Annotated in this window: 17 protein-coding genes; 16 read left to right on the forward strand and 1 reads right to left on the reverse strand. The window is 69.6% G+C overall.

Going from position 1 to position 18,647, the window contains the following annotated elements:
- Nucleotides 1-9: 9 nt before the first annotated feature.
- The 6 genes from F9C11_RS12595 (at nucleotide 10) to F9C11_RS12620 (ending at nucleotide 5,629) form a co-directional block, all read left to right on the forward strand.
- Entirely contained in the window at nucleotides 10-1,416 is a 1,407-nt protein-coding gene (locus F9C11_RS12595) for a fatty acid desaturase (RefSeq protein WP_409185043.1), read from the forward strand.
- A 42-nt stretch (nucleotides 1,417-1,458) separates the two neighbouring features.
- Nucleotides 1,459-2,007: an RNA polymerase sigma factor gene (locus F9C11_RS12600; protein ID WP_409185044.1), complete on the forward strand. Its 549-nt coding sequence runs from the start codon at nucleotides 1,459-1,461 to the stop codon at nucleotides 2,005-2,007.
- A 1-nt stretch (nucleotide 2,008) separates the two neighbouring features.
- Nucleotides 2,009-2,182 carry a hypothetical protein gene (locus F9C11_RS12605; protein ID WP_409185045.1) on the forward strand — a complete coding sequence of 58 codons (174 nt, stop codon included), beginning with the start codon at nucleotides 2,009-2,011 and terminating at the stop codon, nucleotides 2,180-2,182.
- Between the two features lie 108 nt (nucleotides 2,183-2,290).
- Nucleotides 2,291-3,544: a carboxylesterase family protein gene (locus F9C11_RS12610; RefSeq protein WP_409185046.1), complete on the forward strand. Its 1,254-nt coding sequence runs from the start codon at nucleotides 2,291-2,293 to the stop codon at nucleotides 3,542-3,544.
- Complete coding sequence (locus F9C11_RS12615; protein WP_409185047.1) at nucleotides 3,541-4,767, forward strand: MFS transporter; 1,227 nt, start codon at nucleotides 3,541-3,543, stop codon at nucleotides 4,765-4,767. Before F9C11_RS12610 ends, F9C11_RS12615 begins: the two co-directional genes overlap by 4 nt.
- Nucleotides 4,742-5,629 carry an MBL fold metallo-hydrolase gene (locus F9C11_RS12620; RefSeq protein WP_409185048.1) on the forward strand — a complete coding sequence of 296 codons (888 nt, stop codon included), beginning with the start codon at nucleotides 4,742-4,744 and terminating at the stop codon, nucleotides 5,627-5,629. Before F9C11_RS12615 ends, F9C11_RS12620 begins: the two co-directional genes overlap by 26 nt.
- A 32-nt stretch (nucleotides 5,630-5,661) precedes the next feature.
- On the opposite strand, the gene F9C11_RS12625 is transcribed toward F9C11_RS12620, so the two are convergent.
- Complete coding sequence (locus F9C11_RS12625; RefSeq protein WP_409185049.1) at nucleotides 5,662-6,045, reverse strand: VOC family protein; 384 nt, start codon at nucleotides 6,043-6,045, stop codon at nucleotides 5,662-5,664.
- A gap of 151 nt (nucleotides 6,046-6,196) precedes the next feature.
- On the opposite strand from F9C11_RS12625, the gene F9C11_RS12630 reads away from it, so the two are divergent.
- From F9C11_RS12630 to F9C11_RS12675, 10 genes are all read left to right on the forward strand, one after another.
- Nucleotides 6,197-7,672, forward strand: a complete 1,476-nt coding sequence (locus F9C11_RS12630) for an amidohydrolase family protein (protein WP_409185050.1) — start codon at nucleotides 6,197-6,199, stop codon at nucleotides 7,670-7,672.
- Nucleotides 7,669-8,826, forward strand: a complete 1,158-nt coding sequence (locus F9C11_RS12635; RefSeq protein WP_409185051.1) for a M20 family metallopeptidase — start codon at nucleotides 7,669-7,671, stop codon at nucleotides 8,824-8,826. Before F9C11_RS12630 ends, F9C11_RS12635 begins: the two co-directional genes overlap by 4 nt.
- Nucleotides 8,827-8,873: 47 nt before the next feature.
- The gene (locus F9C11_RS12640; protein ID WP_409186888.1) at nucleotides 8,874-9,752 is read left to right on the forward strand and encodes a GNAT family N-acetyltransferase; all 879 of its coding nucleotides are present in this window, start codon (nucleotides 8,874-8,876) and stop codon (nucleotides 9,750-9,752) included.
- Nucleotides 9,749-10,855, forward strand: coding sequence for an o-succinylbenzoate synthase (gene menC, locus F9C11_RS12645; RefSeq protein ID WP_409185052.1), 1,107 nt, complete (start codon nucleotides 9,749-9,751; stop codon nucleotides 10,853-10,855). The genes F9C11_RS12640 and menC overlap by 4 nt, the downstream gene beginning before the upstream one ends.
- 77 nt (nucleotides 10,856-10,932) lie before the next feature.
- Nucleotides 10,933-12,588 carry a PucR family transcriptional regulator gene (locus F9C11_RS12650; RefSeq protein WP_409185053.1) on the forward strand — a complete coding sequence of 552 codons (1,656 nt, stop codon included), beginning with the start codon at nucleotides 10,933-10,935 and terminating at the stop codon, nucleotides 12,586-12,588.
- Between the two features lie 189 nt (nucleotides 12,589-12,777).
- A complete protein-coding gene (locus F9C11_RS12655) occupies nucleotides 12,778-13,665 on the forward strand; it encodes a serine hydrolase (protein ID WP_409185054.1) in 888 nt (295 codons plus the stop codon).
- Between the two features lie 119 nt (nucleotides 13,666-13,784).
- Nucleotides 13,785-15,173 carry a serine hydrolase gene (locus F9C11_RS12660; RefSeq protein WP_409185055.1) on the forward strand — a complete coding sequence of 463 codons (1,389 nt, stop codon included), beginning with the start codon at nucleotides 13,785-13,787 and terminating at the stop codon, nucleotides 15,171-15,173.
- Nucleotides 15,170-16,063 (forward strand): serine hydrolase, encoded by an 894-nt coding sequence (locus F9C11_RS12665; protein WP_409185056.1) that lies wholly within the window; start codon nucleotides 15,170-15,172, stop codon nucleotides 16,061-16,063. The genes F9C11_RS12660 and F9C11_RS12665 overlap by 4 nt, the downstream gene beginning before the upstream one ends.
- A gap of 10 nt (nucleotides 16,064-16,073) precedes the next feature.
- Nucleotides 16,074-17,666, forward strand: a complete 1,593-nt coding sequence (locus F9C11_RS12670; protein WP_409185057.1) for an ABC transporter substrate-binding protein — start codon at nucleotides 16,074-16,076, stop codon at nucleotides 17,664-17,666.
- Complete coding sequence (locus F9C11_RS12675) at nucleotides 17,666-18,646, forward strand: ABC transporter permease (RefSeq protein WP_409185058.1); 981 nt, start codon at nucleotides 17,666-17,668, stop codon at nucleotides 18,644-18,646. The genes F9C11_RS12670 and F9C11_RS12675 overlap by 1 nt, the downstream gene beginning before the upstream one ends.
- Nucleotide 18,647: the final 1 nt, after the last annotated feature.

The raw sequence follows: 18,647 nt of genomic DNA on the forward strand, positions 1-18,647 counted from the left end.
GAGGCCGCGATGAAGAAGTACCGCCTCGCCGGACCGAACGGCGAAACCGCCTGGCACGACCGGAAGCGGCACCTGTGGCCGCTCGGGCTCGTGGTGCCGCTGCTGCCGTTCGGCGCGATCGCGTTGCACGCCGCGACCGGGTCCGCCGCCGCGTTGTGGCTCGGTCCGCTGGTCGTGCTGGTCCTCGTGCCGCTGATCGACCTCGTCGCCGGATACGACCACACCAATCCGCCGGACGAAGTGATGGCGGCGCTGGAGGAGGACCGCTACTACCGCTGGATCACCTATCTATTCCTGCCGTTGCAATACGCCGGTTTCGTGGCGGGCGCGTGGATGCTCGCGCGCGGCGATCTTTCCGTCGGCGGAAAAATCGGTCTCTCGATCACTCTCGGCACAGTCGCCGGCATCGCGATCAACACCGCGCACGAACTCGGCCACAAACGGGAAAGCACCGAACGCTGGGCCGCGAAAATCGCGCTGGCACAGTGTTTTTACGGGCATTTCTACATCGAGCACAACCGCGGGCACCACGTGCGCGTCGCCACTCCGGAGGACCCGGCGTCGAGCCGGTTGGGGGAAAGCTTTTACCGGTTCTGGCCGCGGACGGTCTTCGGTTCGCTGCGCAGTGCCTGGGGGGTGGAGCGGAAACGCTATGCCCGCAAGGGAAGTCACCCGTTCCATCTCGGCAATGACGTGCTCAACGCGTGGCTGATGAGCGTGGTGCTGTGGGGTGCGCTGCTCGCTTGGCTGGGCGTCGGGATCCTGCCGTATCTGGTGCTTCAGGCCGTGTTCGGGTTCTCGCTGCTGGAGATCGTGAACTACCTGGAGCACTACGGGATGCTGCGCAAGAAGGTCACGCATGGGGCGAAAACCCGGTACGAGCGGGTTAGCCCGGCGCATTCCTGGAACTCCAACAATGTCGCGACGAATGTGCTGCTGTATCACCTGCAGCGGCACAGCGATCACCACGCCAACCCGACGCGCCGGTTCCAGACTTTGCGTGACTTCAAGGAAAGCCCGGTTCTGCCGACCGGTTACACCGGGATGCTGGTCGTCGCGCTGGTTCCGGCGTGGTTCCGCAAGGTGATGGACCCGCGGGTGTACCGGCATTTCGACGGCGACCTCCGGCAAGCGAACGTGCAGCCGGGCAAACTGCCGTCGCTGCTGAAGAAGTACCCGGTCGTCGCTGCCGCCGCGAACGAACCGGCCGCGGACACCCGGGCGAAGCTGGCCGACGACGTGGACGCCGCGCGGTGCCCCGGCTGCGGCTACGTCTACCGCGTCGCGGAGGGCAACGAACTGGAGGGGTTCGCCGCCGGAACGGCGTGGTCGGAGATCCCGGACGACTGGACGTGCCCCGATTGCGGCGTGCGCGACAAGGTCGACTTCGTGCCCGTGGTGCGGGAGGCGGCGTAATGAAGATCGTCGCGGCGTCGCGGCTACGGGAGTGAGGCCGAAGTGGAGACGGAACTGCTGGGGCGAGCGCGCTCTGGCGACCAGGCCGCGTTCGCCGTCCTCTACCAGGAACACGCGCCGCCGGTCTTCCGCTACCTGCGGATGCGGGTGCCGACCGCGACGGTCGCCGAGGACCTGACGAGCGAGGCGTTCCTGCGCGCGTGGCGGAAACTGCCGGACTTCTGCCCGGACGGCGGCTCGTTCACCGGCTGGCTGTACACGATCGCCGACAACCTGCTGCGCGACCACCGCAAATCAGCCCGCTACCGGCGGGAACTGCTCGACGGGAAAGACCACGACGGACCGGACCTCCGCGGCGGCGCCGACCGGCTCGCGCTGGCCCGCATCGAAGCGGCGGCGCTGCGCCGGTGTCTGGCGGACCTCAGCGAACCGCAGCGCGAGTGCGTGCGGCTGCGGTTTTTCGCCGGGCTCTCCGTCGCCGAGGTCGCCGAAACCATGAACAAGAACCCCAACAGCGTCCGGGCGCTGCAGCACCGTGCGGTGCGCACGCTCGCGACGTTGCTGGCCGAGACCGAAAAGGCGGGACCTTGAGATGCACGGATTCCTCGAGATTTTCAAGATCATGGGACCGCTGCTGGCGCTGATGCTGTGCCCGATCTGGCTCCCGCTGCTGGGGATGCTGATCGGGAAGCTCTCGGACGTGTTCTCCGGCGGCAACCGGACCGAACCGGTGCGAGTGCGTGCCGAACACCGCGGAGAGGTATAGCCGGGCAAACATGTCTCGGGCGGCAAAGAGCATTGGTCAGGCATTCCGGACTTTCTTAGCCTGACTGCGGGTCGAAGGTGCCGGACACCCGCTCAAAGGAGAGCCGCGATGACCGAATGCCAGCCTGTCACTGCCCGGCCACCGTCCGGTCCCGTCCTCGGCACTCGAAGCGACGACGGTCTGCTGCGGTTCCGCGGCGTGCGATACGGCACCGCCGAACGGTTCCAGCCGCCGCGACCGGCCGAGCCCCGCGCTGACGCCTCGCAGCCCGGGCCGATCTGCCCGCAGCTTGGCTCCCGGCTGGAGGCCGCGATGGGTCCGCCGCGAGACGAACCGCCCCAGTCCGAGGACTGCCTCAACCTTGCCGTCGCGACGCCCGCGCTGACTGGTGCCCGTCCGGTGCTCGTATGGCTGCACGGCGGCGGTTTCCTGAGCGGAGGCGGCACGCTTCCCTGGTACGACGGCGGGCGGCTCGCCGCGGACGGCGACGTGGTCGTCGTGTCGGTCAACTACCGGCTGGGAGCCTTCGGCTACCTGGTCCACGACGACGTCAGCGAGGGCAATCTCGGCTTGGCGGACCAGATGCTCGCGCTTGAATGGGTGCGCGACAATATCGCGGCGTTCGGCGGCGACCCGGGCGAGATCACTGTCTTCGGGCAGTCCGCGGGCGCGCTTTCGACGCTGGCCTTGTTGTCCATTCCGGACAGTCGGGCGCTGATCCGGCGGGCGATCGTCCAAAGTTCACCGGACCCCGCGATCATTCAGGAACGCGCCGCGGCGCGGGAGATCGGCCGGTACTTCGTCGACGCGGTCGGCGGAGACCCGGTTACCGCCTCCGTCGATCAGCTGCTTGCCGCGCAACAGCGGACTCTGCGGTGGAACGCCGCGAAGGATCCGACGTCGACCCGGCCGCCGTTCGGGATAGTCGATCTCGAGATTCGGCTGGCCGATCCGTTGCCGGACTTGATGATCGGGTACGCGTCGCAGGAGTGCGCGGCGTTCGCGATCGGAGTGCCGGACCCCGTGCTCCGGCAAGCGATCGCGGACCAGACCGAGCCGCTTTTCGGTCGCCCGGCGCGGGCCTTGGCACAGCAGTACGGCGCGTACTCCTACGAGTTCGACTGGACTCCGGAACACGGCGGCTACGGCGCGATCCATTGCCTGGAACTGCCTTTCCTGCTGGGCACCCCGGAATCCTGGCGCGGGAGCCCGATGCTGGGCGGCACGAGCTGGGCCGAGGTCGAACGCCTTGGCGCCCAGATGCGCTTGTGGTGGACCGAATTCGCGCGGTCCGGCTCACCCGGGCCGCGGAGCGGTTTCCGGATCGGGAATTTCCCTCAGACACTGGAGAACACGCCATGAGCAAGAGCATCCACTGGCCGGTCGTCCTGCTCTGCTTCCTCGCTGTCCTCCTGGACGGCTTCGACACCGCCGCGTTGTCGTTCACGATCCCGACCCTGTCGCACGAATGGAATGCCGCGCCCGCCGCTTTCACCCTGCCGTTGGTGCTGACCAACATCGGGGTCGTCGCGGGATATCTGGCCGCGGGTTACGTCGGCGCGCGGATGAGGGCGCGCTCGGTGGTGCTCACCGGCGTCCTGATCTTCGCGGGCGCGACCGTGCTGACCGCCGCGATCCTGCCCCTGAAGTCCATGCCGGTCTTCGCCGCCGCCCGTCTGGTGACCGGGCTCGGTCTCGGGCTGGTGCTGCCCGCCGGGGTCTCGCTGGCGACGAAACACAGTGCGGAGGGCCGCCGGGAGCTGGTTTCGGTGGCGGTGACGCTCGGCCTCGCGTCCGGGAGCAGCCTCGGCGGGTTCTTCGGCGGCAAACTGCTGCACAGCGTCGGGTCCGCCGGGGTCTTCTACGTCGCTGGGCTGGCTCCGCTGCTGCTGGCCGCGGTGATGGCTGTCGTGCTGCCTGCTCGGGAGCCGGCGGTGGAGAGCAGCGCGAAGCAGGAGGCCAAGGTGAGCAAGCTGTTCGGCCCGGGGCTGCGCCTGCCGACGTCGCTCATCTGGGCGTTCTCGTTCCTCATCTTCATCACCGCGTACGTGCTGATCTCGTGGGTTCCGACCCTCCTCACCGGATACGGTTTCGCCGCCGGGAAGGCTCCGCTGGGACTCGCGTTCCTGACGCTGGGCGGGATCGCGGGCGGTCTGGTGCTCATCCCGCTGGCCGCGCGGATCGGGATCGCCCGGGCGCTGATCCTGATGCCGGCGATCGGGGCGGTGTGCATGGTGCTCGTGGCGACGGTGCCGGTCGGCGAGACTCTGCTGTTCGTGCTGCTGGCCGGTGCCGGTTTCGGGGTGACGGCGGGGCAGATCGGCCAGCTGACGCTCGCGGTCTCGATCTACCCGGCGAGCACCCGCACGACCGGCGTCGGCTGGGCCGCGGCGCTCGGGCGGATCGGGTCGATCGTCGGACCCGGGGTCGCGGGGTTGCTGCTCGCGCTGGCGTTGTCGGCCCAGACGATCGTCCTGGCGACTGCCGTTCCGGTGCTGGTCGCGATCGCTTGCGCGGTCGGGCTGAGCCGGGTGCGGACGAAGGCGCGGAGGGAGCGCGATGCCGCACTGGTTCGATCTCGGTGACGTCGCGGTAGTCCCCCTGATCGAGGACGACCGGCTGCTGATCGAGCCCGGCGAGTTCTTCCCCGGACTCGAACCGGACCTCGCCGACTGGTACACGCGGGAGCCGTGGTTCGACCGGGCGGCGGGGAAGCTGGTGTTCGCCATCCAGTCGTTCCTCGTCTGCTCGGCCGACGAAGTGCTGGTGGTCGACGCGTGCGTCGGGGCGGGGAAGGACCGGCGCCGGGCGGAATTCGACCAGCTGCCGGACCGGTGGATGCGGCAGTTCCTGGCGACCGGGTTGCGGCCCGCGGAGGTGGACGCGGTCGTGTTCACCCACTTGCACGCCGACCACGTCGGCGCGGCCACTGTGCGGCGGGAGCCGGTCTTCCCGCACGCCCCGCATCTCGTGGTGGAGGAAGAGTTTCGGTATTGGTCGAGCGAGGCTGGTGCGGCGGCCATGCGCCGGACGGGCGACTACCTGGCCGACAGTGTGCTGCCGATCGAGCAGGCCGGGCAGCTGAGTTTCGTCGCTCCGGACGCGGCGGTGGGCAAGCACGCCGAGCTGGTTCCCGCTGCCGGGCACACGCCGGGGAACGTGTGCGTGCGGGTCCGCGGCAGTGCCGGGACCCTGCTGCTCGCCGGGGACACGATGCACCACGGGGTGCAGATCCGGCATCCGGAGCTGAGCACCCGGTACTGCGTCGACCCGGGGAAGGCGGCGGAAGTGCGGAGCCGCATTCTCGAGGGCGAGCGTGGTTCGGTCCTGCTTCCGACGCACTTTCCCGCGCCTTCGGCGGGGAGGGTCCGGGGTGGGTTCGAGTTCGCCGCTGACCTGATCCAGACCGGGCAGTTCCGGTGGCGGGAGTGGCGCCGGGCGTCGTGAGTGGCGATCCCGGTTCTAACCGGGATGAACACTCACGACACCGGGTCGACTCGGTTGCGGAGCAGGCAGAACACGTTCCCCTCCGGGTCCGCGAGCACGTGCCACGACTCCTCGCCGGTCTGGCCCACGTCGGCGGGGCGCGCGCCGGCCGCGAGCAGGCGTTCCAGTTCGGCGTCCTGATCCCGGTCGGTCGGGTTCACGTCCAGGTGCAGCGGCAGTTTCGCGGGTTTCGGGTCGGTGCTGCGGCTGAGGATCAGCGTCGGCTGCGGGCCGCCGAAACCGGCTCCGGGCGGGCCGATTTCCAGGTCTTCGCCGTCCCAGCCCAGTTCGACGTAGCCGAGGACTTCGCACCAGAAATCGCCCATCCGTTGCGGGTCGGCGCAGTCGAGGATGAGTTCGGTGATCCGGCAGGCCATGTGCGCGAGCTTAGGGCGCTCGCGCGCGCTCGCCCAGCGAATTCCGGTTTGTGCGCGCGGAGAGATCTGCCGTCCCGGATTCGTCCGCGCGCACGAACGTACCGCCCGGGAAACCTCCTAGGGTCGCCAGCAGCGAGGCGAGGAGGCAAGCATGCGGACACTGCTGCGTGGCGGTCGCGTCATCGACCCGGCCACGGGCTTCGACGGCACAGCTGACGTGCTGATATCCGGCGGCGAGGTGATCGCGGTCGGACCGGGATTGCCCAGCGCGGACGACCAGGTGGAGATCGACGTCGCCGGGTACGTCGTCGGGCCGGGGTTCATCGATCTGCACAGCCACGTGCACTCGATCGCCGGACAGCGGCTGCAGGCGATGGACGGCGTCACGACGGCGCTCGATCTGGAGGCCGGGCTGATGCCGGTCGAACGGGCCTACGCCGACGCCGCCGCGGCGGGGCGTCCGCTGCACTACGGCTTCTCGGCCTCGTGGGGTTCCGCGCGGGCGAAGGTGCTCGCCGGCATCGAGCCGGACGCGAACATCAACACCGGGCTTTCCGTGCTCGGGATTCCGGACTGGCAGCGCTCCTCGTCGAAGAAGGAGCTGGCCGCCTGGCTGTCGCTGGTGGAGGGTGAGCTGGCGGCGGGCGCGCTCGGCGTCGGCGTGCTGCTCGGGTACGCGCCGGCCAGCGATCCGGCCGAGTTCCTGGCCTTGGCGAAGCTGGCCAAACAGGCGGAAGCGCCGACGTATACGCACGTCCGCGAGCTGGTCGAGGTCGATCCGGGCACTCCGGTCGACGGGTCCGAGGAGATCGCGATCGTCGCGGCCGAGACCGGCGCGGCAATGCACCACTGCCACGTCAACAGCACCTCCATCCGGCACGTCGACCGCGTGCTCGCCGCGCTGGAGTCGGGGCGTTCCGCCGGGTCGCGAGTGACCGTCGAGGCCTATCCGTACGGCGCGGGCAGCACCGCGGTCGGCGCGGCCTTCATCTCGCCGGAGCGGCTGAAGATGAAGGGCCTCAACCCGTCGCGGGTGATCCTGCTGGAGACCGGTGAGCGGATCGCGGACGAGGGCCGGTTGCTGCAGGTCCGTGCGGAGATGCCGGGTGCGCCGTGCATTCTCGAGTTCCTCGACGAGGACGACCCGGTCGACCGCACCCTGCTGCACCAGGCGCTGGCGTTCCCGGACTCGATCGTCGCGAGCGACGCGATGCCGGTGTACTGGCAGAACGGGGCCCACGAATCCACCGAGTGGCCGCTTCCGCCCGGTGGCGCGACGCATCCGCGCACGGCGGGGACGTTCTCCAAGTCGCTGCGGCTGATGGTGCGCGAGGCCGGGGTCTGGACCTGGCTGGAAGCCTTCCGGCGCTGTTCCTATCTCCCGGCGCGGGTGCTCGACGAGGTCGCGCCCGGTGCGCGGACCAAGGGCCGGCTGAACGTCGGCGCGGACGCGGACATCGTCGTCCTCGATCCGGACACGATCACCGATACCGCGACGTATTTCGACGCGACCCGGCCCGCGGTCGGCGTGCGGCACCTGTTCGTCGCGGGCACTCCGGTGGTACGCGACGGGCAGCTGCTCCCCGACGCGTTCCCCGGCCAGCCGCTGCGGGGTGAGCCGCGATGACCGAGTTCAACCTGGACGCTCTGCTCGCGGACATCGAAACGTTGGTGCGCTGCGAATCCCCGTCCGCCGACCTCGACGCGGTGGCACACAGCGCGGACGTGCTGACCGGTGTCGGCAAGTCGTTGCTTGGCGTGGAGCCGGAACGGATTGTCCTGGATGGACGGACGCATCTGCGCTGGCGATTCGGCGAAGGTCCGCCGCGGGTGCTGCTGCTCGGGCACCATGACACGGTCTGGCCGATGGGGTCTTTGGAGACGCATCCGTTTTCCGTGCGGGACGGGGTCTTGCGCGGTCCGGGGTGTTTCGACATGAAGACCGGCGTGGTGATGGCGTTGCACGTCGCGGCCTCGCTTCCTGACCGAAGTGGACTGTCCATTTTGGTTACCGGGGACGAGGAGCTGGGTTCGCCGTCTTCTCGCGGACTGATCGAGGAAGAAGCGCGGGGCTGCGCGGCGGCGTTCGTGCTGGAGGCTTCCGCGGACGGCGGCGCGCTCAAGACTCGGCGGAAAGGCGTTTCCCACTACCGGATCGAGGTGACCGGACGTGCCTCGCACGCCGGACTCGAACCGGAAAAGGGGATCAACGCCGGGATCGAGATCGCGCACCAGGTGCTTGCGGTCGCCGCGCTCGCCAGTCCGGAACGCGGGACCAGCGTGGTTCCGACCGTGCTTTCGGCCGGGACCACGGTCAACACCGTGCCCGCCACAGCCGCGGTCGAGGTCGACGTGCGGGTGTGGGACGAGGAAGAACAGCTTCGCGTCGACCGGGAAGTACGCGCGTTACGACCGGTGCTGGAAGGCGCACAAGTACGGATCACCGGCGGGATCAACCGCCCGCCGCTCGACGCCGTTTCCTCGGCCGCGTTGTACGGGCTGGCCAAGGAATTGGCCGCTGAACTCGGCTTGCCGGAATTGACCGAAGCGGCCGTCGGCGGGGCTTCGGACGGCAATTACACCGCGGGCTTGGGCGTGCCGACACTCGACGGGCTCGGTGCGGTCGGCGGCGGAGCGCACGCCGATCACGAACACGTCCTGGTCGCGGAATTGCCGCGGCGGACGGCGTTGCTGGCCGCGTTGGTGGAGAACGTGCTGAGCAAGGGAAGTCCGTCGGTTCCGACGAATCCGGACGGCGATTCTGGTCGAGCGCGACGGTGACGTCGGCGGGGAAGCCGGGAAAGGATCATCCCGTGACGAATCTTGCGATGAACACGGAAAGACCCGGCGCGGCGGAAACGTGCGCCGAGGCGGTCGCGGCCGCTCAGTCGGCGGCCGCCGCCTCGGGGGTCGAAGTCCGGGAAATCACCGAGATCGCGGAAATGACCGCGGTCGGGGTGCTGTTCGAGACGATCTGGCGGTCCGCGCCAGGAACCCGGCCGGTGACCACCGAACTGCTGCGCGCGCTGTCGTCGGCGGGGAATTACGTGGCCGGCGCGTTCGCCGACGGGGAATTGCTCGGCGCGTGCGTCGCCTTTTTCGGAAACCCCGGAAAAGGCAGCCTGCACAGTCACATCGCCGGAGTTTCGAAGGCGGGCGCGGGGCGCGGGATCGGGTACGCGCTGAAATTGCATCAGCGCGGCTGGGCGCTCGCGCAGGACGTCTCGGCGATCAAGTGGACCTTCGATCCGCTGGTGCGTCGCAACGCCTATTTCAACCTCGGCAAACTCGGCGCGCTCCCGGTGCGTTACCTCCGGGATTTCTACGGTCCGATGGCGGACGGCATCAACGGTTCCGGCGACACCGACCGGCTGATGGTGTCCTGGGACCTGGCCAGTCCGACGGTGCGGACCGCCGCGTTCGGCGAACCGATCCGCACCGACGCGAAGGCTTTGCTCGGCCAAGGCGCGGCAGTGGCCCTCGAAGTCGCCGCGGACGGCGGTCCGGCCGCAGGCAAAGCGGACGCCCCGGTGGTGCTCGTCGCCGTCCCGCCGGACATCGAAGGCTTGCGCAGCACCGATCCCGGCCGGGCGGACGCGTGGCGGGCCGCGCTGCGCGAATCGCTCGGCGGGCTGATGGCCGACGGCGGCCGGGTGACCGGCTTCGACCGAACCGGCTTCTACGTGATCTCCAAGGAGGAGCAGTGAAACTCAGCGGTGTGGAATTGCGCCGGGTGCAGATGCCGCTCGTCGCCCCGTTCCGGACTTCGTTCGGCACCCAGTCCGTCCGCGAACTCTTGCTGCTGCGCGCGGTCACGCCGGCCGGCGAGGGCTGGGGCGAATGCGTGACGATGGCCGGGCCGCTGTACTCGTCGGAGTACAACGACGGCGCCGAACACGTGCTGCAGCACCACCTGATCCCGGCCCTGCTGGCCGCGGGAGACGTGACCGCGGCGAAGGTGACGCCGCTGCTGGCGAAGTTCAAGGGCCACCGGATGGCCAAGGGCGCGCTGGAAATGGCGGTGCTGGACGCCGAACTCCGCGCGCACGAACGGTCGTTCGCCGCCGAACTCGGGTCGGTCCGCGATTCCGTGCCGTGCGGCGTTTCGGTCGGGATCATGGACACCATCCCGCAGCTGCTCGACGTCGTCGGCGGATATCTCGACGAGGGCTACGTGCGGATCAAGCTGAAGATCGAACCCGGCTGGGACGTCGAGCCGGTGCGCGCGGTCCGCGAACGCTTCGGCGACGACGTGCTGCTGCAGGTCGACGCGAACACCGCCTACACCCTCGGCGACGCGCCGCAGCTGGCCAAGCTCGACCCGTTCGGCCTGCTGCTGATCGAGCAGCCGCTGGAAGAAGAGGACGTGCTCGGCCACGCCGAACTGGCCCGCCGGATCCGGACGCCGATCTGCCTCGACGAATCGATCGTGTCGGCGCGCGCGGCGGCGGACGCGATCAAACTCGGCGCGGTCCAGATCGTGAATATCAAACCCGGGCGCGTCGGCGGTTACCTCGAAGCGCGGCGGGTGCACGACGTCTGCGCGGCGCACGGGATCCCGGTGTGGTGCGGCGGGATGATCGAGACCGGGCTCGGCCGGGCGGCGAACGTCGCGCTGGCCTCGCTGCCGAACTTCACCCTGCCCGGCGACACCTCCGCGTCGGACCGGTTCTACCAGACCGACATCACCGAACCGTTCGTGCTGTCCGGCGGCCACCTGCCGGTGCCGACCGGACCGGGCCTCGGCGTGGCACCGATTCCGGAGCTGCTGGACGAGGTGACCACGGCCAAGGTGTGGATCGGTTCGTAGCCCGCTACGAATTCCGGAGGTAGATTTGGTCGAATCGGACCAGCCGGTCCGCGTGAGGCCGGATCTACCTTCGGGGGGTGCTGACACCGGTGCCGAGCAAGCCGCACACGAGTCTGGGACGCGTCCTCGAAGCGCTCGGGGACGTGCTCCTCGAACCGGTCGCCGTAGGACGGGACACGCGACGGCAGCTCGGCGGGGTGGTGATCCACGATCCGCACGACGACGCGGAGTTCCCGGCGCAGGCGGTGGTGCTCGGCGTCGGGGTGCGCGAATCCGGCGAGATCGCGCAGCTCCTGCACACGGTCGCCGCGCGCGGGGCGACCGCGCTGGTCGTGCGGTCGCCGGTGGCCGCATCGACGGAACTGGTGCGGGCGGCCAATTCCTCCGGGGTCGCGCTGCTCGGGCTCGCCAGCGGCGCTTCGTGGGCGCAGCTGGCCGCGATGCTCCGCACGTTGCTCGCGGAGGGCGACGTCGGCGACGTCTCCCCGCAGACGCTCGGCGGGATGCCGTCGGGTGATCTTTTCGCGCTTGCCAACGCGATCGCCGCGCTGCTGGACGCACCGGTCACCATCGAGGACCGCAACTCGCGCGTGCTCGCGTTCTCCGGCCGCCAAGACGAGGCCGACCCCTCGCGCGTCGAGACGATTCTCGGCCGCCAAGTGCCCGAACGGTTCACTCGCGAGCTGGAAAAGGACGGCGTTTTCGAGCGGCTCTACCGCGAGCAAGGCCCGGTGTACGTCTATCCGGGAGAGGGCTACGACAAGAAGATCGTCATGATCCGGGCCGCGCTCGCGGTCCGGGCCGGGGACGAGATTCTCGGGTCGATTTGGGCAGCTGTCGACAAAGAGCTAAGCGAAGAGCGTACCGCGGCGTTGATCGACGCGTCGAAAATCGTTGCCCTGCATATGCTTCGGCTGCGCGCGGGGGCGGACGTCGAACGCCGGTTGCGCGCCGATCTGGTCAGCACCGCGCTCGAAGGCGGCTCCGGCGCGCAGGAAGCGATCGCGCGGCTCGGATTGCTGGGGCAGCCGACGATCGTGCTCGCCATGGGCTTGCTCGAGGCGCCCGACGACGACCTGCGGCTGGTCACCGAACGCCAGCGGGTCGCCGACGCGTTCGCCATGCACCTCAGCGCGGTTCAGCCCCGATCGGCGGTAGCGCTGGTCGGCGACGTCGCGTACGGGATCGTCCCGATGCCCGGGAACCACGGCGATTGCCGCGAACGCTCGGTGCGCGTCGCGTCGACCTTCCTGGAGCGCACCGGCCGCCGGGTCGCCGCGGCGATCGGCATCGGCCCGCTGGCCCTCGACGGATCCGGATTGCGCGCGTCTCGCGACGGAGCCGACCGGGCGTTGCGCGTGCTGCTCACCAACGGCGGCTCCAAGCGGGTGATCACCTCCGACGACGCGCACATCGAGGCGTTGATGCTGGAACTGGCCGACCTTTCCGCGGCGCGCGGCGACGTCGCGACCGGACCGATCGCGCGGCTGCTGGAATACGACACCAAACACCAGTCCCAGCTGGTGCACACCCTCCGGTGCTGGCTCGATTCGTTCGGCGACATCAGCGCCGCCTCGGCCGCGGCGTACGTGCATCCGAGCACGTTCCGCTACCGGCTGCGCCGGCTGGCCGAAGTCGGCGGCATCGACCTCGACGATCCGGGGGACCGGTTCGCCGCGATGGTGCAGTTGCACTTGCTGCCGCGCGTGGAAAGGGCCGACGAGGGGTCGTGAGTGGCGATGCCGGTTAGAACCGGGATAACCACTCACGACCTCCCCTGACCGGAAATTCCCCCGCACCTTTCCCGCCATCGCACTAACCCCGCCCCTCCCTCCTCCGCCACACTGGAACCCCGGCAGGCGGCGATTCCCCTTCACGCCAAGCACTTCCTGCTCAAAGCGTCCACTGTAGACAGGAGAGCCATGGCCACCGCGTCCGAAACGATCGCCCGCCGCGCCGAGGAGGTCGGCGTCGAGGTCCGGCTGCACGCCGCCGAGGTCGACGGGACCCGCGGCCTCGGCATCGGCGAGGACGTCCCGGTCGTCCCCGCGTCGGTGTTCAAGGTCCCGATCGCGCTGGAGCTGGCCCGCCAGGCCGCCGAGGGAACGCTCGATCTCGGCGCCCGCGTCACGGTCGAGCCCGGGCATCCGACGCCGAGCCCGTACGGTCTCGCCACCTTCCGCCACGAAGTCTCGATGTCCTGGCACGATCTGGCGATCCTGATGATCGGAATCAGCGACAACGTCGCCACCGATCTGATTCTCGCCGAGATCGGCAAAACCGCGGTGAATAGCACGTTGCGCCGGCTCGGATTCACCCAGACCGTCGTTCCGCAGGACTGCGCCGAACTGCTCGCCACGATCGGCGAAGATCTCGGCCTCTCGTACGAGGACGACGAACGCGCGCTCGCCGAACTGACCTACGAACAGGTTTCCGGGTTGCGCGCGCTGCAACCGGAAAAGTCCTGCCGCACCACCGCCGCCGAAATGACCCGCTTGCTCGGTCTGATCTGGCGCGACGAAGCGGCCGCGCCGGAAGCGTGCGCGGACGTCCGGCGCTGGATGGAACTGCAAGTCTGGCCGCACCGGCTGCGGTCCGGGTTCCCGGACGACGGCATCCGCACCAGCGGCAAAACCGGGACGTTGCCCGCGGTGCGCAACGAGGTCGGCGTGGTCGAGTACCCGGACGGCGGCCGGTATTCGGTCGCCGTGTTCACCCGCGCCGAGGACGCCCGCTCCCGGGTGCCCGAGCGCGACGCGTTCATCGGTTTCGCCGCGGCGACGGCAGTGGAGTCGCTGCGCACGGCCTGATTCGTCGGAGCGGAGGAACTTTCCCCGCGCTCTCCTCGGTCCGGACGAACAAGTGACGTCCGCCACCGACCTAGCATTTCCGAAACGCCGGTCCACCCTCCTCCGGACAGAAGGTGCACATGTCGAAAATTTCCGAAATCGAGACCTGGCTTCAGGAGAATTTCGCCGCTTTGCTGGCCAAGCATCAGGTTCCCGGAGCCGCGATCGCGGTGCTCGCCGACGGCGAGGTGATCGACCACGCGGCGGGCGTCGTGAACAAGGGCACCGGCGTGGAGTCCACTGTGGACTCGGTGTTCCAGATCGGGTCGATCACCAAGGTGTGGACGACGACGCTGGCCATGCAGCTCGTCGACGAGGGCAAGCTGGACCTCGACCGGCCGGTGCGCGACTACCTGCCGGAGTTCGCGCTCGGCGACGAGGAAGCCGCGGCGGCGATCACCGTCCGGCAGCTGACCTGTCACACCGCCGGTTTCGAGGGCGACGTCTTCACCGACACCGGAACCGGCGATGACTGCGTGGAGAAGCTCGTCGCGACGCTGTCCGACGTGCCGCAGCTTTTCCCGCCGGGCGAGCGCTTCTCCTACAACAACGCCGGGTACTGCGTGCTCGGCCGCGTCATCGAGGTGCTGCGCGGCAAGTGCTGGGACGATTGCGTGCGCGACCACCTCTTCGCGCCGCTCGGCCTGACCCACGCGGCGTCCGGCCCGTATGACGCGATCCGCTACCGCGCCGCGATCGGGCACGTGTCGCCGACGCCGGGCGAGGACCCGGTGCCCGCGCCGGTCTGGGCGCTCACCCGCTCGAACTCGCCGGCCGGGTCGACGCTCGCGATGCGCCCGCGCGACCTGCTGACGTTCGTCCGGATGCACTTGAACGAGGGCAAGGCCGACGACGGCGCACAGGTGGTGCTGCCGGAATCGCTGCTCGCGATGCGCGAACCCCAGGTGGACGTGCCCTGCCTCGGGCTCATGGCCGAGAACTGGGGCCTCGGCTGGATGCTCTTCGACTGGGACGGCGGCAAGGTGATCGGCCACGACGGCGGCACCATCGGCCAGTCGGCCTTCCTGCGCGTGGTGCCCGAGCGCGGCGTCGCGATCGCGCTGCTGACCAACGGCGGCAACCCGCTGCAGGTGTACCACGAGATCTACACCAAGCTGCTGGACGAACTCGCCGGCGTCACGGTCCCGCCGCTGCCCGAGCCGAACCCCGCCGCCGCCCCGGCCGACCTTTCCCGCTACGTGGGCGAGTACTCGTCGATGGTCGCCGACACGGTCGTCACCGAAGAAAACGGCAAGCTCTGGCTGACCCGCACTCCCAAGGGGATTTTCGCGGAACTCAGCCCGCCGCCGACCACTGAAGAACTGTTCCCGTACCAGGGAGACACCTTCGTCGCGAAAACCGAGCAGCTTCCCGGTGTCTATCTGGCCCACGCGTTCGTCGGCGACGACGGCGCCGGCCGCGCGCAGTTCGTCCACACTGGACGCGCGGACCGGCGGGTCTCCTCATGAGCGGGATCCAGGCGCGGATCGAGGCCGTCTTCGCCGACGCTGGCACGGAGGGATTCCTGCACGCCCGCGAGATCGGCGTGCCAGGGCCCGAAGTGTCGGTGGGCGGGGACGACCCGGTCGTGCTCGCGTCGGTGTTCAAGATCCCGGTGGCGCTCGCCTACGCCCGCGAGGTCGCCGCCGGACGGCTGGACGACACCGAGCGGACCAGGGTGACCGCGCGGTACCGGATCGGCGGCATCGGCACCGCGGGCTGCGCCGACGACGTCGAGATGAGCTGGCGCGACCTCGCGCACTTCATGCTCACGATGAGCGACAACGCCGCGACCGACGTGCTGTACCGCCGGCTCGGCCAGGAAACGGTGGACCGGGTGCTGGCCGATCTCGGGCTCGCCCGCACCCGGCTGATCGGCTGCTGCGAGGACCTGTTCGCCTCGGTCGTCGCGGATCTCGGCGGCACCCCGGAATCCGATCTCGAAGCGCTGTTCGGCGAAGCCACGCCGGAGCAGATGGACAAGCTGGCGGTCCGGGATCCGGAACGCACCACGTCGTCCACCCCGCGCGAGATCACCGAGCTGCTCGACGCGATCTGGACCGACCGGGCGGGCGAACCCGAGGCCTGCGAACGGGTCCGCACGATCATGGCGCAGCAGATCTGGCCGCACCGGCTGTCGTCCGGCTTCCCGTCCGGCGTCGCGGTGGCGGCGAAAACCGGGACGCTGCCCGGAATCCGCAACGAAGCGGGCGTGGTGACCTTGGGGGACGGCCGGCAGTTCGCGGTCGCGGTGTTCACTCGCGCGCACTCTCTCGAAGACCGCCTTCCCGCGGTCGACGCGTCCATCGGCGCCGCCGCCCGGCTGGCGCTCGACCACCTCCAGAGCGCGACCTCGTAGGAGAAATCCCATGAAAACTGCCCGGCTCACCGCCGCGATGGCGGGCGTGGTGGCCTTGACCGTGAGCGCGTGCGGGGGATCAGCGCAATCCGGGACGGACCGGACCGCGAACCAGAACCTGGTCGACGGCAAGACTTTCACCTATGCCATCCCGACCGATCCGGGAACGCTCGACCCGGCGATCACCGTGCTGTCGGTCGCCCGCAACCTCGACACGTTCCTCTACGACGCCCTGATCGACCTCGATTCCCAGGGCCAGCCGGAGGCGGCGCTCGCGGAGAAGTGGGAAGCCACCACGACCACCGCGACCTTCACCCTGCGCAAGGGCATCACCTGCTCCGACGGCAGCCCGCTGACCGCGAACGACGTGGCGGCGAACGTCAACTTCGTCGGCGACCCGGCGAGCAAATCCCCGCTCGCCGGCGTCACGGTGGCCCCGCGCACGAAGGCGGTCGCCAGCGGGGACACGGTCACCATCACCAGCGGCGCGCCGGACGCATTCCTGCTGCGCAACATCGCCGGGCTGCCGATCGTCTGCGCCAAGGGACTGGCCGACCGCACGACGCTCGCCAAGGGCGAGAACGGCACCGGCATGTTCACCATGACCGAGATCGTCCCGAACGACCACTACACGCTGACCCGGCGCAAGGACTACACGTGGGGTCCCGGCCGGTTCGACCCGAAGCAGAAGGGCCTGCCGGACAAGGTCAACGTCCGGATCATCCCGAACATGACCACGATGTCGAACCTGCTGCTGTCCGGCGAGGTCAACGCGGGCTCGGTGATCGGGCAGGACCAGCAGCGGCTCAAGGCGCAGCGGCTCTACCGCGCGGACCTGGTCGCCCCGTTCGGCGAGCTGTTCTTCAACCAGGCGCCCGGCCGGTTCGGCGCGGACCAGGCGATGCGCCGCGCGCTCGTGCAGGCGATCGACCTCCCGCAGGTGGCGAAGGTGCTGACCCGCGACGGGAGCGCGCCGGTCAAGGGCATGGTCACCATCGAACCGCGGCCGTGCGACGGCGATTCGGTCACCGGGAAGATCCCCGGCCTGGACGTCGCCGCGGCCAAGGCGGCGCTCGACCAGGCGGGCTGGAAACCGGGACCGGACGGCATCCGCGTGAAGGACGGGAAGCGGCTCGCGCTGACCGCGATCTACGGGACGCAGGCCGGTCCGACGCTGCCCCCGGGCGCGGAGCTGATGCAGCAGGGCTGGAAGGCCGTCGGCGTCGACGTCACGCTCAAGGGCCTCGACAGCCCCGGCATCAGCCAGGCGCTGTTCGCCACCGGCGAGTGGGACATCTCGATGGCCCCGCTCGGCCTCACCCTGCCCAGCCAGCTGGTGCCGTTCATGTCCGGCGGGGAGCCGCCGAAGGGCACGAACTTCGCGCACATCAAGAACCCGCGGTACGACGCGCTGGTCGCCAAGGCGGCCGCGCAGCCCGGGGAAGCGGGCTGCGCGGACTGGATGGCCGCGGAATCGGCGCTGTTCGAAAGGCAGGACGTCGTGCAGTTCGCGAACTCGGTCGTCCCGACCTACGGCAGCAACGCGAAATTCGAGATCGTCAACGGCTACCTCAAGCCGTCCACCATCCGGATGTACGCCTGATGACCGGCACGGTCGCCGTCGCGGGCCCGAAGGTCAGCCCCTGGCTGACCTTCGGCGCCCGCCGCCTCGGGCGGTTCGTGGTGTCGCTGTGGGTGCTGGTGACCATGGCGTTCCTGATGATCCAGCTGATCCCCGGCGATCCGGTGCGCGCCGCGCTCGGCCTGACCGCGCCGATCGAGTTAGTCAACGCCCGGCGGGCCGCGCTCGGGCTGGACCATCCGCTGTGGCAGCAGTACCTCGACTATTTCGGCGGCTTGTTCCGCGGCGATCTCGGCACGTCGATGCTGACCGGGCAACCGGTCGGCGACATCGTCTCGGACCGGCTCCCGGCGACGCTGCAGCTCGCGCTTCCGGCGTTCGTGGTGGTCATCGGGCTGGCGATCCCGCTCGGCCTGACTTTCGCGGTGCTGACCCGCGGCGGCCGGCGCCGCGGGGCCGAACTGGGGTTCACCTCGGCCACCGTGCTGTTCGCCGCGATCCCGGAATTCCTGTTCGCGGTGGCGCTGGTGGCGTTCTTCGCGGTGCAGCTCGGCTGGTTCCCAGTGGCCGGGCACGACGGCGCGGGTTCGCTGGTGCTGCCGGTCATCGCGCTGGCGCTGGGCCCGGCCTCGACGCTGGCCCGGATCGTCCGGGTGGAGACGCTTTCCGTGCTGGGCGACGATTTCGTCCGCACCGCACGGGCGAAACGGCTGCCCGCCCGGCTGGTCTACCTGCGCCACGCGCTGCCGAACGCGCTGACCGCGACGCTGACGCTCGGCGGGCTGATGCTCACCAGCCTCGTCGCGGGCACCGTGCTGGTGGAGAACGTATTCGCCTGGCCGGGACTGGGTTCGACGATCTCGCAATCCATTCTGCAGAAGGATTATCCGCTGGTGCAGGGGATCGTGCTGGTGTACGGCATCGGCGTGCTGCTGGTGAACCTCATCGTGGACCTGCTGCTGGCGGTCCTCGATCCGCGTTCGACGATCCGGGAGAACTGAG

It is taken from the genome of Amycolatopsis sp. VS8301801F10, from assembly GCF_046195355.1.
Classification (GTDB): Bacteria; Actinomycetota; Actinomycetes; order Mycobacteriales; family Pseudonocardiaceae; genus Amycolatopsis.

Bases quoted from the DNA above. Each gene is read 5' to 3' on its own strand.
- F9C11_RS12640 (WP_409186888.1), top strand. From the start codon at position 8,874: ATGAACACGGAAAGACCCGGCGCGGCGGAAACGTGCGCCGAGGCGGTC.
- F9C11_RS12610 (WP_409185046.1), top strand. From the start codon at position 2,291: ATGACCGAATGCCAGCCTGTCACTGCCCGGCCACCGTCCGGTCCCGTC.
- F9C11_RS12625 (WP_409185049.1), bottom strand. From the start codon at position 6,045: ATGGCCTGCCGGATCACCGAACTCATCCTCGACTGCGCCGACCCGCAA.
- F9C11_RS12620 (WP_409185048.1), top strand. From the start codon at position 4,742: ATGCCGCACTGGTTCGATCTCGGTGACGTCGCGGTAGTCCCCCTGATC.
- F9C11_RS12670 (WP_409185057.1), top strand. From the start codon at position 16,074: ATGAAAACTGCCCGGCTCACCGCCGCGATGGCGGGCGTGGTGGCCTTG.
- F9C11_RS12635 (WP_409185051.1), top strand. From the start codon at position 7,669: ATGACCGAGTTCAACCTGGACGCTCTGCTCGCGGACATCGAAACGTTG.
- F9C11_RS12675 (WP_409185058.1), top strand. From the start codon at position 17,666: ATGACCGGCACGGTCGCCGTCGCGGGCCCGAAGGTCAGCCCCTGGCTG.
- F9C11_RS12605 (WP_409185045.1), top strand. From the start codon at position 2,009: ATGCACGGATTCCTCGAGATTTTCAAGATCATGGGACCGCTGCTGGCG.
- F9C11_RS12595 (WP_409185043.1), top strand. From the start codon at position 10: ATGAAGAAGTACCGCCTCGCCGGACCGAACGGCGAAACCGCCTGGCAC.
- F9C11_RS12630 (WP_409185050.1), top strand. From the start codon at position 6,197: ATGCGGACACTGCTGCGTGGCGGTCGCGTCATCGACCCGGCCACGGGC.
- F9C11_RS12660 (WP_409185055.1), top strand. From the start codon at position 13,785: ATGTCGAAAATTTCCGAAATCGAGACCTGGCTTCAGGAGAATTTCGCC.
- F9C11_RS12615 (WP_409185047.1), top strand. From the start codon at position 3,541: ATGAGCAAGAGCATCCACTGGCCGGTCGTCCTGCTCTGCTTCCTCGCT.
- F9C11_RS12655 (WP_409185054.1), top strand. From the start codon at position 12,778: ATGGCCACCGCGTCCGAAACGATCGCCCGCCGCGCCGAGGAGGTCGGC.
- F9C11_RS12665 (WP_409185056.1), top strand. From the start codon at position 15,170: ATGAGCGGGATCCAGGCGCGGATCGAGGCCGTCTTCGCCGACGCTGGC.